Genomic DNA, 13,580 nt, shown 5'->3' with positions numbered 1-13,580 from the left:
AAGAAATGAGCAACAAGTTATAAGTTTATTTCTTCCAGATAGACAAAACCGCCGGAATATGAAAAACTTGGAGAAGAACGTTAGAGAGAAAGCAGGGTTGGAAATGAGTGTTGTATTAAAAGAAAAAGGGAGATGGGATCCCTTGAAGGTAGCAGCAAAAGTAACGGCCGCCTATCTGGCTTCCTTTTTCGCCCCACGGAAAAACAAGAAAAAAATCGTATTGATCGGCGGAAACCTGGGAGAAAAATATGAGGATAATGCAGCCGTCTTCCATAAGTACTTGGTGAACAACCACGCTGACCAAGTGACAGCCTATTGGATGTATGACCCGAAAACCTCCTACGCCCTGGACGGCAATATCCAGAATGCCGTTCCCCTGGGAAGCTTCCGGAATTACCTGCTGTTTTTCCAAGCCGATTACACCTTCCACGGACATTCTCTGCTCTATGATATCGCGCCTTCCGTTGATAAATTTCTGTTCCTCAACCGAAAAACCATCATCACGCATGTCAGCCACGGCATTGAAGGATTCAAGAAAATCCTCATCCAAAAAGAGGACGTTCCCCTCCTGAAGCGGACCAATTACTTCAATTGCGCGTCAGAGTATGAAAAAGAACTGAAATTGACAAAGTGGAACATTCCTGAACGCAAGCTTATCGTCACCGGCCTGCCGCGTTTTGACCGCTACGAGCTGCATAAGCCCGCCAAGGAAGTGAAGAACATCCTCATGATGATGACCTGGCGCGAATGGCTTTTCGACCTGACCGAAGAAGAATTTATTGAAAGCGCTTATTTCCGAAATACGATGGGGCTGATCAGCCATCCCGGCATCCGGAAGCTGATCGCTGAAAACGGGCTCCATATGCAGGTAGCCCTCCATCCGTTCATGAAGAAATTCGAAAAGCATTTCATCGGGCTGGAAAACAGCGATGCCGGCATCCAGTTCCTCGATGCCAAATACCACACCATCGAAAAAGCCATTGAAGAGAACGACCTGCTGCTGACCGACATCACCAGCGTGTCGTGGGATTTCCTTTATTTGAATAAACCCATCATCTTCAATATGTTCGACCGCGACGAATACATCGCAAAACGCGGAAGCTACCTCGATTTGGAAAAAGATCTGTACGGCTATAAAGCCGATACAATCGAAGAAGTCTACGGCTATCTGAAGAAAATCGTCGAAGAAAAGATCAGCACCAACGACTGGCATCCCTTGGCCACGCAGTACATCGATTTCTTCGACCACCAGAACTGCAAACGTCTTGCTGAAAAAGTGCTGGGTGTCTGAACAAAAGAAAAAGCACCTGCAAAATCGGTTCACACGATTTTGCAGGTGCTTTTTGCTATTCAGGTTCCGGACTTATCCAAATAGTTGTAGAGCGTATATTTGGAGACGTCCATCAATTTCGCCATGCGTTGGACCGCCCCTTTTATCAAGAAAAGCCCTTTTTCGTCCAAGTAGGTCAAAAAAGCGGTCCGCTCCTCTTTTGTCATGGCAGTGATGGGTTTGCCGATTGCATCAATGCCTTCCTGGACAATTTGATTTTCCAACTCGTTGATTGTAATGGAAAACGCTTCGTCCGAGCCTTTTTTCGGACCTGCTGATGTCAGGCCGTCCATTATAGCCTGCACTCCCATCAAATGCGTCAAATCGAGATTGATGCACAAGCAGCCTATCAGATTCCCTGTCTCATCATGGATCATCATAGAGCTTGATTTCATTTTCTTTTGATAGGGGGAAAGGCTTGGGTAATTGACAAGAATAGTTTCTCCACTTTGCCCCTGCCGAAGAATTTCCAGCCCCAAGCTAGTTATTGGAGATCCAACATTCCGCCCGGTTACATGGCGATTGAAAATAGCAACAATTGATGCGCCGACATTGGTGAAGTCATGGACAGAAACCTCACAGAAATCACCGAAGGTACGGGCAATACCTTCTGCAATCGGGATATAGCTTTGAAGAATGGGATGAACAGATTCAGCTACCACATCTTTGTTCACAGCGACCGCACCTCTTGTACAGGTATTCTATCCAGCCCGCGGAAAAGCCGGCCGTTCGTAAATACATAATTGGGTTTTTTCAACGTTTTCAGGTCTTCAAGAGGGTTGCCTTCTACGACGAGCAGATCGGCCAGTTTCCCTTTTTCAATCGTTCCAATCATCGAATCCGACTTGACCGCTTTAGCAGCCATCAGCGTTGCTGACTTTATCGCTTCTTTACTGTCCATGCCGTTTGAAACCATCAATTCCAACTCTTCTGCAAGCAGACCCGGAACATTGAAAGGGGTGCCGGCATCCGTCCCAGCTGCAATCGGTACCCCGGCTTCGAGTGCCAGGCGGAAACTGACAGAATGGTCATCAATTATCTTCTCCACTTTAGAAATCATATAATCCGGCACGGAGCCAGGCTGTTCCAAAATTAGGCGCGGGGCGATTAGCGTTGGCACGAGAAACGTCCCTTTTTCAAGCATTAACTCTACCGCTTCCACATCCAGCATATAAGCGTGTTCAATAGTGGTGACGCCGGCACGAATTGCATTTTTGATGCCTTCGGTGCCAATTGTATGGGCAGCAGTCGTTTTGGAAGCATGCTCCGCTTCCTGGCAGACGCAGCGCATTTCCTCTTCTGACAATTGCACAGCGCCAGGATCGGTCCCTTTTGTCAGTACTCCGCCAGTTGCCATCACCTTTAGAACGTCTGCTCCGGCTTTAAGCTGCTCGCGGGCTGCACGTGTGACAGCATCCACTCCATCCGCTTCAATCGCCATGACATGCCCATGTCCGCCGGTCATCACAATTGGGCGACCGGCAGCAAAGACCCGAGGGCCGATAATTGTTCCTTGCTGTACCGCGTTACGGTAGCTTATATCCGCATTGTAGCGGGTGCCAAGGTTTCGGACGGATGTGATGCCTGCTGCCAAGAACTCCATGCCTTGCTGAACCGCTCGGTATGATATATCGGCTGGGCTTTCGTCCTTCATTTTTGCGAAAGGATCTGGAGATGCGTCCATTCCCAAATGTACATGAGAATCGATTAGCCCAGGCAGGACCGTCATTCCGGTGCCGTCAATAAGAGTCGCTTCTCCGCCTCTCTCTTCTACAGTGTGGCCGACTTCCAAAATGCCTTCTTCACTAAAAAGAACTTCTCCAGATTCAATCACATCATCGCTGCCGAAAGTGAGAATCCGAATATTCGTCAGTTTGTACACAGGCCGCACCTCACAGTTTTATATAGTTTTTTTCGTTGTATTGTTGAATCAATGATTGATACAATTCAAAACTGATATTTCCGCCACTGACCATGACAACAACTTTCTTTCCTTTCAAATTCACGTTCCCGCTCAGCATCGCCGCCATTGCAGCAGCACCTGACGGCTCCACCACAAGCTTGGCGCGCTCTGCCATAAATGCTACGCAATTGGCAATTTCCGCTTCCGACACCAGTACCAAGTCGTCCACATAACGCTGCGTATGGGCGAATGTCAGATCTCCCGGTTTTTTCGCCATCAACCCGTCGGCAATTGTTTCCACCTTGTCCACTTCAGTCGGCTTCCCGTGCTGCAGCGACGTGTACATCGCCATCGCACCTTCTGTATTCACGCCAATCACTTTCAGCGTCGGTTTGATTTCCTTCAATGCGGCTGCGACACCCGATATCAATCCACCGCCGCTTACCGGCACAATCACCGCATCTGTTTCCGGCAGGTCGTGCAAAATTTCCAAGCCGATTGTCCCTTGTCCGGCAATAACGTACGGGTCTTCAAACGGATGAATCATTGTCCGCCCTTCTTCGCGGTGAAGTTCAAGCGCTTTTTCGTACATATCAATTGAAGTGGTGCCGTATTCAATTGCTTGGGCGCCATACTGCATGATGGCATTCTTTTTGCTCGCTACCGGATTTGTCGGCATGACAACTGTGGCACTGATGCCAAGCTGCTGTGCCGCATAGGCAGTTCCTGCCCCATGGTTGCCGGCAGAAAAAGCTACGATGCCATTTTCCTTTTCTTCATCGGTCAGATTGGCGACTTTGTTATAAGCGCCCCGGATTTTAAATGATCCGGTTTTCTGAAGATTTTCCGTCTTCAAGTAAATCTGGTTTCCTGCCAGTTCAGAAAAAGTACGGCTGTCCTGCAGCGGAGTTGGAATAATCACTCCCGCAAGATTGGCTTTCGCCTGATGGATTTGCTGCAATGTGACGTACATGAAAGAACTCCCCTCTAGTTTTGGATTTCTGCAATCATTTCAATTTCCACTGGGATATTAAATGGCAAAACGCTCGTGCCGATTGCTGACCTGGCGTGGCGCCCCTGTTCTCCAAGCAGCTCTGCCAGCAAATCCGAAGCCGCATCGATAACAGATGGCTGTGCATAAAAATCTTCCGCGCTGCTGACAAAGCCGAGCAGCTTCACCACTCTCACATTTTCCAGGCTGCCCACTTCTCCGTGGATCATACTCAGCAGATTGACTGCCGAAATTCTCGCGGCTTGCCTTGCATCCTCCAGGGAAACGTCTTTTCCGACTCTTCCTGTATAAGCCGTCTGTCCTTCCACAAATGGACCGGCTCCTGAAACAAACAACAAATTCCCCGTTCTTCTCACTGTCACATAATTCGCCAAAGCGGCTGGGGGTGACTTCGGCCATTCGAGGCCGCGCTCTATCAACTGCTGTTCGATTGTCATGGTTCTCCTCCTTTTTCCATGACTTCATTCTATGTCAAAACTTTCACTCAATTCAACAATTTTTTTGAATTCTTTAAATTTTTTGTGATATAGTATGTTTGTTGAATTTAATTCTTAAAATAAAGGATGGATATCATGACAAAAGAATTATTCTTGGAAGACAGTTATTTAAAAACATGCGAAACAGAAATTACAGCAATTGATGGAGATAAAGTATCGTTGGACCAGACTGTTTTTTATCCAGCTGGCGGAGGACAGGAGACCGATACAGGCGTATTGATCCAGAACGGTCAGGAGATAGCAGTGACAAAGGTAAAAAAAGAAGACGGCGAGATTTACCATTACGTCAGTGAACCGGAAAAACTGAGGATTGGGCCAGTAAATGCACAAGTGGATTGGCAACGGAGAGAAAACCTGATGAAGCACCATACCCTGCTTCATGTCATCGCCACGGTTTTTAACGGGGAACGTGATTCCTTATGCACCGGCAACCAGATTTACCCGGACAAAGCTCGCATCGACCTGACCGGAATTTCAGATCTTGACCAGAAGGAGATCGACCGGCTGGTGGATAAAGTCAATGAAGAAATCGCCCGCAACCATCCCGTTTCCACCAGGACGCTCCCACGGGAAGAAGCGGAAGGAGTTTCAGGCGCGATCAAGACAGTCGTCAACCTTATCCCCGAATCCGTAAAAAAAGTCCGGCTGGTGAAGATCGACGACATCGATGAACAGGCCTGCGGCGGCACCCATGTCCGGGAAACCGGAGAAATCGGCCGCTTTGTACTTGATACTACCAAAAACAAAGGCAAAGGCATCACCCGCCTTGAAGTTCATGTCGTATAACGGAAAAATCCCTCACGCAGCGTGAGGGATTTTTTTATAGATCAATAGCCAGTTCCACCGGACAATGGTCGGAGCCGAGTACATCGCTGTGGATTGCCGCTCCCTGCAGTTTGGGGGCGAGCCGTTTCGATACAATGAAATAGTCGATGCGCCAACCGATGTTCCGCTCGCGGCAATTCGTCCGGTACGACCACCAGGAATAGCTGTCCGTCCGGTACGGATAAAAATAGCGGAACGAGTCGATAAAGCCGCTGTCCAAAAACCGGCTCATCTTGTCCCGCTCCTCCGGCGTGAAGCCGGAGTTCTTCAAATTCGCTCTCGGGTTGCGCAAATCGATCTCGGCATGAGCAACATTCAGGTCACCGCACAGGATGACCGGCTTTTGCCGATCGAGCGCTCTGACGTAGGACAAAATGGCATCCTCCCAAACAAGCCGGTAATCAAGCCGCAGCAAGCCATGCTGGGAATTCGGCGTATAGACATTCACCACGAAATACTCCTCGAATTCAAGCGTGATGATGCGCCCTTCCCGGTCGTGTTCGTCAATGCCTAGCCCATATTGCACCGAAAGCGCCTTCTGTTTCGTAAAGATGGCAGTTCCGGAATAGCCTTTCTTCTCTGCATAATTCCAATATGTATGGTAACCCGGAAGGTCCATCTCGATCTGGCCTTCCTGCAATTTGATTTCCTGGAGACAGAATATGTCTGCATCTGCCGCTTTAAAAAAATCCATGAACCCTTTTTTCATCACAGCCCGAAGGCCGTTGACATTCCATGACACCAGTTTCAATGCTGCACCTTCTTTCAATCTCGTCTCCCCAGTGTACCGAAAAAAAAGGCTCTTCTCAAACCGTGTGTTTTATTGCCATTTAGAGTAAAATTCTGTAAAAATACAGTAAATTCTTTGAATAGTGCATCTTTTTATCAGACCTTCTTGTACAATGGACTTATCTATCACGCAAGGGGAATGAGCTATGAAGAAATTCACAAAAGAAGAGAAAAGCTGGGCGCTCTATGACTGGGGGAGCTCTGCCTATTCCATCATCATCACGACCGCGGTGTTTCCGCTTTTCTACAAGGCTGCCGCGACCGAAGCAGGCGTCCCGTTGGCCGACTCTACCGCATATCTGGGCTACACCATCGCCATCTTTACGTTCATCCTGGCCATGATTGGCCCGATCCTCGGCACCATCGCCGACTACGAAGGGCTGAAGAAGAAGTTTTTCACTGCGTTCTTCCTGCTCGGAACCGTCTCCACCGCCCTGCTCGCATTCGTGCCGAGCGACAACTGGCTCATGCTGCTCATTTGCTATACGTTTGCAGCACTGGGAGCAACCGGCGCAAATGTATTTTATGACGCCTTTATTGTCGACGTCACCACGCCGAAACGCATGAACAACGTTTCCGCATTCGGCTACGGGCTCGGCTATATCGGTTCAACCATTCCGTTCATCCTGTCGATTGCCATCATCCTTTTGGCATCACGGGACATGATCCCGGTATCGACGATCAACGCCAGCCGCATCGCGTTTCTGATTACCGCCGTGTGGTGGCTCGCATTTTCCATCCCGCTATTCCGCCGCGTCCATCAGCGCCACTTTATCCAGCGTGAACCGAGCCCGGTCCGCCAGAGCATGAAGCGCCTCGGCAAGACCGTCCGGGAAATCCGCCAATACCGCGCATTGTTCCTGTTCCTATTGGCGTACTTCTTCTACATTGACGGCGTCGGCACCATCATTGCGCTATCCACCGCTTACGGGACGGACCTCGGGCTGTCGTCGACCAGCTTGCTCATTGTCCTGTTCGCCACCCAGGTCGTCGCAGCGCCGTTCGCGATTCTTTACGGCCGCCTGTCCGAACGCTTCACGGGGAAAAAGATGCTGTATGTCGGCATTTGCGTCTATATCGTCGTCTGCATCTATGCGTATTTCCTGGAGACCATCACCGATTTCTGGATTCTGGCGATGTTGGTCGCCACCAGCCAAGGCGGCATCCAGGCACTCAGCCGCTCGTATTTTGCGAAACTGGTGCCGAAAGAAAATTCGAACGAATTTTTCGGCTTCTATAACATCTTCGGCAAATTCGCAGCGATTCTAGGCCCACTGCTGGTTGCCGTCACTTCCCAGGTCACCGGCAATTCCAGCATGGGCGTCTTCAGCCTCGTCGTGCTGTTCGTCATCGGGCTCGCGATCCTGTCGCGTGTGCCGGAACCGGAAGAGCACCCGTCTGTCGAGGAAGCCGTCGCAGAATGACAAAAACCTGTCCAAGGCATGCGCCTTGGACAGGTTTTCGTTTTGCCTTTATTTTTTGTCGGTGTCTTTTGGTGTGATGGTCGCGCTGCCCGAGCCGGTAGTCGTTACATCAGAAGCGCCGAATTCCACGACTTCGATGCCGCCCTTTTCCTGTGCAGCTTCTTTTTCAGCTTTCTTGATTTCTTTTTCAGCCTTTTTTTCAGCTTTTTCGTGCTCTTTTTGTGCTTTTTCTTCAGCTTTTATTTCTTTTTCCACTTCTTTTTCCTGCTTTTTCAGTTCTTTCTCTTCTTTCTTGTCTTCGCGTTTTGCTTTCAATTCATCGACTTTGCCTTTGGCTTTTTCGGTAACGCCGCCCGTCTTGTCTTTCACTTTGTCCGTTACGCCGCTGGTCTTGCCTTTTACCTGCTCCACTGTACCGCTCAGTTTTTCCTTCGAGCCGGCCGTCTTCTCTTTCAAAGTCGCCTGCATGTCCTTGCCGCTCTTCGGTGTCAGCAGCAATCCTGCAGCTGCTCCGACGATTGCGCCGGTTACAGCGCCTTTGATGAATCCGCTGCCGCCGTTGCCGCTTTCTTCATAAATTTGAGGAGCTGGAATCTTGCCGCTGCGCACAAGGCGCTCTTCGACTTCTTCCACGATTTCATATAATGTACGGCCGTGCGCTTCTACTAACGGCACGTTCATGTGGAAATCCGATAAGCTTTCCTGGTCTCTGACAACGACGCAGTCATAATCCACTGCATCGGTTTTGTCCTTCAGCATCTCGGCATTATATCCTTTTTTCTCAAGTGCATCTTTTACTGAAACAAACGGTTCTTCTACTGCTACTTTGACCATTTTTTCTCCACTCCCTTTTCCGGTAATTGTGTATACTCCTTTATTTCCCCTGATTTACACGGCTATAAACACACCAATGCAAATGAAATATTTTTAATATAACCGCAACTCTTAACAATTCCGTGTTTGAGGGACCCCAAAAACGGCTATAGAAAAAAAGCTGCTTTCCTATAAGGAAAGCAGCTGGAGAGAATTATTGGACAGAAGCAGGCGTTTCCGCCAAACGGTCTGAACTTCCTGATTTGATGCGTTCGCCGGTTTTCGGGTCGAAGAAATGCACATGCGACATATCGAAAGCGAGACGTGCAGTATGCCCCGGTTCAATCGAAGTGTTGGCGTCGACGCGAGCGATGAATTCCTGCTCTGCATAGACAGCATAGATGATCGTTTCCGCACCTGTCAGCTCCGACACGGTAATCGTCGCATCAAATTCGCTGACCGGCAGCCGCGACAAGTCCTCGCTGTTGACGTGGATATGCTCAGGGCGGATGCCGAGTGTCAGATCCGCTCCGTCGAAGCCCTGGCTCTTCAGAAGTTCGAGCTGTTCCGGCAGAATGTCCACCGCTTTTTCGCCAAGCTTGAACGTGCCGTTTTCGAGATGCCCTTCAAAGAAGTTCATCGCCGGTGAACCGATAAAGCCGCCGACAAACCGGTTTGCCGGATAGTCATAGACTTCCTTCGGGCTGCCGACCTGTTGGATATGGCCGTCTTTCATGATGACAATCCGCGACGCCATCGTCATCGCTTCTGTCTGGTCATGCGTTACATAAATAGTAGTCGTCTTCAAGCGGTGGTGGAGCTTCGCGATTTCGGCGCGCATCTGGACGCGAAGCTTGGCGTCAAGATTGGAAAGCGGCTCATCCATGAGGAACACTTTCGCATCCCGGACAATCGCCCGGCCCAAAGCGACACGCTGGCGCTGGCCGCCCGAAAGCGCTTTCGGTTTGCGGTCCAAGTATTCCTCGAGTCCAAGGATTGCCGCCGCCTCGTTGACGCGCCGCTTGATTTCATCTTTTTTGAACTTGCGCAGCTTCAGCCCGAACGCCATATTTTCATAAACGGTCATGTGCGGGTAAAGCGCATAGTTCTGGAACACCATTGCAATATCGCGTTCTTTCGGCTGGACGTCGTTCATCCGTTTGCCGTCTATGTAAAACTCGCCTTCCGTGATTTCTTCGAGGCCGGCAATCATCCGCAAGGTCGTGGATTTTCCGCAGCCGGATGGACCGACGAAAACGATAAACTCTTCGTTTTTAATATCAAGATTAAAATCGGTAACGGCAACTGCGCCATTATCGTAAGTCTTGCCCAGGTTTTGGATGAGAATCTCTGCCATTTTGTCTGGTCCCCTTTGGTTTTTTCTTTTAATTATAAACGCTTCTCAGTATATTACAAATTCTATCATTCTTTGAAAAGGGCCAGCACTTGGTATATACTTCTAATTAGGTTTGCGAAAAGCAGAATATTCAGTTCTTACCAGTTTTACATTCGGCCGCCGGAGAAGCAAAAAGAATTGGAGAGGCTGTTTACTTCGTAAGTCGAAGTGAATTTATTTTCTTATCATTTATTTATCATACCAACAGAAGGAGTGGAGAAGAATGAACAAACTAAAAGCGTTCGGCATCGTGATTGTCGGGTTGGTTCTGCTGCTCAGCGGCTGTTCCGGCTTCCAGACCAGCAACAACGAGGAACCCGCCACCAATGAAGAAGGTAAGACCGTCATCGATTTTTGGACTTTCTGGGGTTCTGAAATCCGCCGTCCGATCATCGAGCAGATCATCACTGACTTCAACGAGTCTCAAGATGAAATTGAAGTGAAGCACACTTACCTTCCGTTCGGTGATATCTGGACGAAAGAACTGGCTGCTATCGCAGCAGGCAATCCGCCGGATGTTGTAATCAATGACATCAACGCCACCGCTCTCCGGGGGGAAAAGAACCAGGCCATGAACTTGGCGGACCTCCTGAAAGAAGACGATATCTCTGAGCGCTTCTATCCGGAATTATGGAAAGCGACTTTGCATGAAGGCGATTCCTACGGCGTTCCGTTCAATACGGACACACGCATTCTTTTCTACAATAAAGACGCCTTCAAAGAAGCCGGCCTGGATCCCGAAAAGCCGCCTACTACTTGGGCAGAGCTTGAGGAATACGCACAAAAGCTGGATAAGAAATCCGGCGAGGACTACGAGCGCATCGGATTCTATCCGCTATGGGGAATCGGCTATGACGTCTGGCTGCTGAATGCCAACGGCCAGAACTACTTCGATGAGCAGAACAATTTCGAAATCGATACAGCGAAAAATGAACAGGTTTTGAACTGGCTTAAGACTTGGAAAGACCGCTATGGCGAAAACGTCATCAACTCCTACCAGGCACAGATCGACAGCCAGCAGGGCCACCCGTTCTTCAGCGGTGACTTGGCCATGATTGCACAGACGCCGACTTTCTATACGCAGATCCGCGATTACGCAAAGGATTTGAATTTCGGCGTTGCGACACTTCCGGAATATGAGGAAGGCAACGGCAATACGAGCTGGGGCGGCGGATTTGTCGCTGAAATCCCGGCAGGCGCCAAAAATCCTGAAGCTTCGTGGGAGTTCATCAAGTATTTGACCGACGTAGATGCACAAAAATACTGGGCAGTGAAGAACTTTGACAACGTCGCTAATATTGAAGCAGCCGAAGAAGCTGCCAAATCGGACGAATTCACTGAAGACGGGAAAATGGTCTATGAAATGGCCCTCGAGAACATGGATCATACGCTGTTGACGCCGGTTCCGGTCATCGCACCTGATTTCAGCAGTCTAATCAACCCTAACGTGGATGAATTCATGCTCGGTTCCATGACCGCTAAGCAGGCGCTTGAGAAGTCGCAGGCGGATGTGGAAAACCTGATCCAGAAAAACCAGTAAGCAAGGAGGGACCGTCTTGGGGAAAAAAAGGCTGACCATGCGGCGCAAAGAAAGCATTTACGGCTATATTTTCGTGTTGCCGTGGATCATCGGATTTCTCGCGTTTACTGCGGGACCTTTGGTATTTTCTTTTGTGGCAAGTTTTACAAACTATAATATTACATCTCAGATGGACTTTGTCGGCGCGGAGAATTATCAAGGACTCTTTACAGAGGACAGTCTTTTTTGGACCTCCCTTTGGAACACCTTGTATTTCGTCATCTTTTCTGTACCGTTGACCACGATGGGCGCGATTTTCCTTTCCGCCCTGCTCAATCAGGACATTCCCGGCATGCGTTTTTTTCGGACGCTGTATTACCTGCCGGCCGTCCTGTCGGGCGTCGGCGTCTACATGCTGTGGATGCAGCTCCTGGATCCCGGTACCGGAATGGTCAACCTGGTGCTGGGCTGGGTGGGCATCGACGGTCCGAACTGGCTGTTCGACCCGGATTGGACAAAACCTTCCATTATTTTCATGAAATTATGGAGCGTCGGAGGTTCGATGCTCCTCTATCTCGCCAGCATGCAGGGGGTTTCGAAGTCGCTTTATGAAGCGGCCGAAATCGACGGCGCAAACACGTGGAAGAAATTTTTCCATATCACGATTCCGATGATCACGCCGGTCATTTTCTTTGATGTCGTCACCAGCCTCATCGGCGGCTTCCAGATTTTCCAGGAAGCATACGTCATGTCGAATAACGGCGAAGGCGGACCCGCCAACTCGCTGCTGTTCTATAACCTGTACATGTGGAAGCAGGCCTTCACCAACTTCAATATGGGCTATGCCATGGCAATGTCCTGGATCCTATTCGTCATCGTTTTCATCATGACGATTTTCAACCTGAAACTTGCTCCCCGTTGGGTGCACTACGAAGGGGAGGAGAAGTAGATGGATAAGCCGACGGATAACCTGGATTACCTTGACCGTGCGGATGACCTGAAGACCATCGAGAAAAGCAATGAGAATCCGAGTTTCTTTGAACACCGGGGAAACCGGAAGAACTTTCTGGTGATCTTCAACTTCATCCTGCTGGCAATCGGGAGCCTGTTGATCCTTTCCCCTCTCTGGTGGATGTTTGCGACTTCCTTGAAGACGATGGCGGAAGTCATGTCTTTCCCGCCTTCCTTCTTCCCGGAAGACTGGCTGTTCAGCAACTACATCCGCACATGGGAAGCAGCGCCGTTCACCCGCTACACCATCAACACGCTGGTGATCACGACGTTCGTGGTGGTTGGAAACGTGCTGTCCAATTCATTCATCGCCTACGGTTTTGCCAAGATCCCGTTCAAGGGCAAGAACGTTTTATTCGCCATCGTCCTCGCGACGATGATGATTCCGGGGTTTGTCACATTGATCCCACAATACGTCCTGTTCGCTAACCTCGGCTGGATCAATACGTACTACCCGCTGATCGTGCCGGCGTTTTTCGGCAGCGCGTTCAACATCTTCCTGCTGCGCCAATTCTATATGACGATTCCGACCGAATTGATCGAAGCGGCGAAGATCGAAGGCGCGAGCCATTTCTATATCTGGTGGAAAATCGGATTGCCGCTCACGAAACCGGCCATCGCGACAGTCGCCATCTTCTCGTTCAACGGCGCCTGGAACGACTTCCTCGGGCCATTGCTTTATTTGAACGACGAGAATCTGTATACGCTGCAGATTGGCCTGCAAGTGTTCAAAGGCCAATTGAGCACGCAGTGGAATTACCTGATGGCCGGCTCGCTGCTTGTACTGCTGCCTGTCATCGTGATTTTCTTCATTTTCCAGAAGTACTTTATCCAGGGCATCAACTTGCAGTCCGGCGGAAAATAAGGTCCGGTTTGCGATACACCCTCTGCGCCCTGGGCGCGGAGGGTGTTTTTTGTGGGATGAATTAATGAATTTTCGACTTCTCTAATGCTTATGCTCGCTCGTGAGGATTTATGCTCGTTCACGGAGTTTAATGCTCGTTCAGGGAGATTTATGCTCGTTCAGAAAATTTTACGCGCGTTCAGCAGCACTTTACGCT

General features: G+C 49.6%; 13 protein-coding genes. 6 read left to right on the top strand and 7 right to left on the bottom strand.

Annotated features, from left to right (window positions below; genetic code table 11):
• Positions 1–103: 103 nt before the first annotated feature.
• Positions 104–1,291 (top strand): CDP-glycerol glycerophosphotransferase family protein, encoded by a 1,188-nt coding sequence (locus ACTL32_RS05860; RefSeq protein WP_441340589.1) that lies wholly within the window; start codon positions 104–106, stop codon positions 1,289–1,291.
• A gap of 59 nt (positions 1,292–1,350) precedes the next feature.
• Here ACTL32_RS05860 and ACTL32_RS05855 read toward each other — a convergent pair whose 3' ends face one another.
• The 4 genes from ACTL32_RS05855 to ACTL32_RS05840 are packed head-to-tail and all read right to left on the bottom strand — an operon-like array spanning position 1,351 to position 4,682.
• Positions 1,351–2,004, bottom strand: coding sequence for a helix-turn-helix transcriptional regulator (locus ACTL32_RS05855; RefSeq protein ID WP_441340588.1), 654 nt, complete (start codon positions 2,002–2,004; stop codon positions 1,351–1,353).
• On the bottom strand, positions 2,001–3,212 hold the full coding sequence (locus ACTL32_RS05850; protein WP_441340587.1) for an amidohydrolase family protein: 1,212 nt from the start codon (positions 3,210–3,212) through the stop codon (positions 2,001–2,003). Before ACTL32_RS05850 ends, ACTL32_RS05855 begins: the two co-directional genes overlap by 4 nt.
• 10 nt (positions 3,213–3,222) lie before the next feature.
• Positions 3,223–4,206 (bottom strand): threonine ammonia-lyase, encoded by a 984-nt coding sequence (ilvA, locus tag ACTL32_RS05845; RefSeq protein WP_441340586.1) that lies wholly within the window; start codon positions 4,204–4,206, stop codon positions 3,223–3,225.
• A gap of 14 nt (positions 4,207–4,220) precedes the next feature.
• On the bottom strand, positions 4,221–4,682 hold the full coding sequence (locus ACTL32_RS05840; protein ID WP_441340585.1) for a RidA family protein: 462 nt from the start codon (positions 4,680–4,682) through the stop codon (positions 4,221–4,223).
• A gap of 135 nt (positions 4,683–4,817) precedes the next feature.
• On the opposite strand from ACTL32_RS05840, the gene ACTL32_RS05835 reads away from it, so the two are divergent.
• Entirely contained in the window at positions 4,818–5,528 is a 711-nt protein-coding gene (locus tag ACTL32_RS05835) for an alanyl-tRNA editing protein (protein ID WP_441340584.1), read from the top strand.
• A 34-nt stretch (positions 5,529–5,562) separates the two neighbouring features.
• On the opposite strand, the gene ACTL32_RS05830 is transcribed toward ACTL32_RS05835, so the two are convergent.
• Positions 5,563–6,318, bottom strand: coding sequence for an exodeoxyribonuclease III (locus ACTL32_RS05830; protein ID WP_441340689.1), 756 nt, complete (start codon positions 6,316–6,318; stop codon positions 5,563–5,565).
• 184 nt (positions 6,319–6,502) lie between these two features.
• Here ACTL32_RS05830 and ACTL32_RS05825 point away from each other — a divergent pair, with 184 nt between their 5' ends.
• Positions 6,503–7,780, top strand: coding sequence for an MFS transporter (locus ACTL32_RS05825; protein ID WP_441340583.1), 1,278 nt, complete (start codon positions 6,503–6,505; stop codon positions 7,778–7,780).
• Positions 7,781–7,828: 48 nt separating this feature from the next.
• Here ACTL32_RS05825 and ACTL32_RS05820 read toward each other — a convergent pair whose 3' ends face one another.
• Together ACTL32_RS05820 and ACTL32_RS05815 are read right to left on the bottom strand one after the other, a co-directional pair.
• On the bottom strand, positions 7,829–8,614 hold the full coding sequence (locus tag ACTL32_RS05820) for a YkuS family protein (protein WP_441340582.1): 786 nt from the start codon (positions 8,612–8,614) through the stop codon (positions 7,829–7,831).
• 193 nt (positions 8,615–8,807) lie between these two features.
• Positions 8,808–9,950, bottom strand: coding sequence for an ABC transporter ATP-binding protein (locus tag ACTL32_RS05815; protein ID WP_441340580.1), 1,143 nt, complete (start codon positions 9,948–9,950; stop codon positions 8,808–8,810).
• 262 nt (positions 9,951–10,212) lie between these two features.
• Here ACTL32_RS05815 and ACTL32_RS05810 point away from each other — a divergent pair, with 262 nt between their 5' ends.
• The 3 genes from ACTL32_RS05810 to ACTL32_RS05800 are packed head-to-tail and all read left to right on the top strand — an operon-like array spanning position 10,213 to position 13,384.
• Complete coding sequence (locus ACTL32_RS05810) at positions 10,213–11,529, top strand: ABC transporter substrate-binding protein (protein WP_441340579.1); 1,317 nt, start codon at positions 10,213–10,215, stop codon at positions 11,527–11,529.
• Between the two features lie 16 nt (positions 11,530–11,545).
• A complete protein-coding gene (locus ACTL32_RS05805) occupies positions 11,546–12,457 on the top strand; it encodes a carbohydrate ABC transporter permease (RefSeq protein ID WP_441340578.1) in 912 nt (303 codons plus the stop codon).
• Positions 12,458–13,384 (top strand): carbohydrate ABC transporter permease, encoded by a 927-nt coding sequence (locus ACTL32_RS05800; protein WP_441340577.1) that lies wholly within the window; start codon positions 12,458–12,460, stop codon positions 13,382–13,384. It begins immediately after the preceding gene.
• Positions 13,385–13,580 lie beyond the last annotated feature (196 nt).

Origin of the sequence: Planococcus sp. FY231025 (assembly GCF_052078085.1) — a bacterium.
Classification (GTDB): Bacteria; Bacillota; Bacilli; order Bacillales_A; family Planococcaceae; genus Planococcus.
Note: the sequence above shows the minus strand (reverse complement) of the source record. Positions and strands in the feature narration are given on the sequence as shown.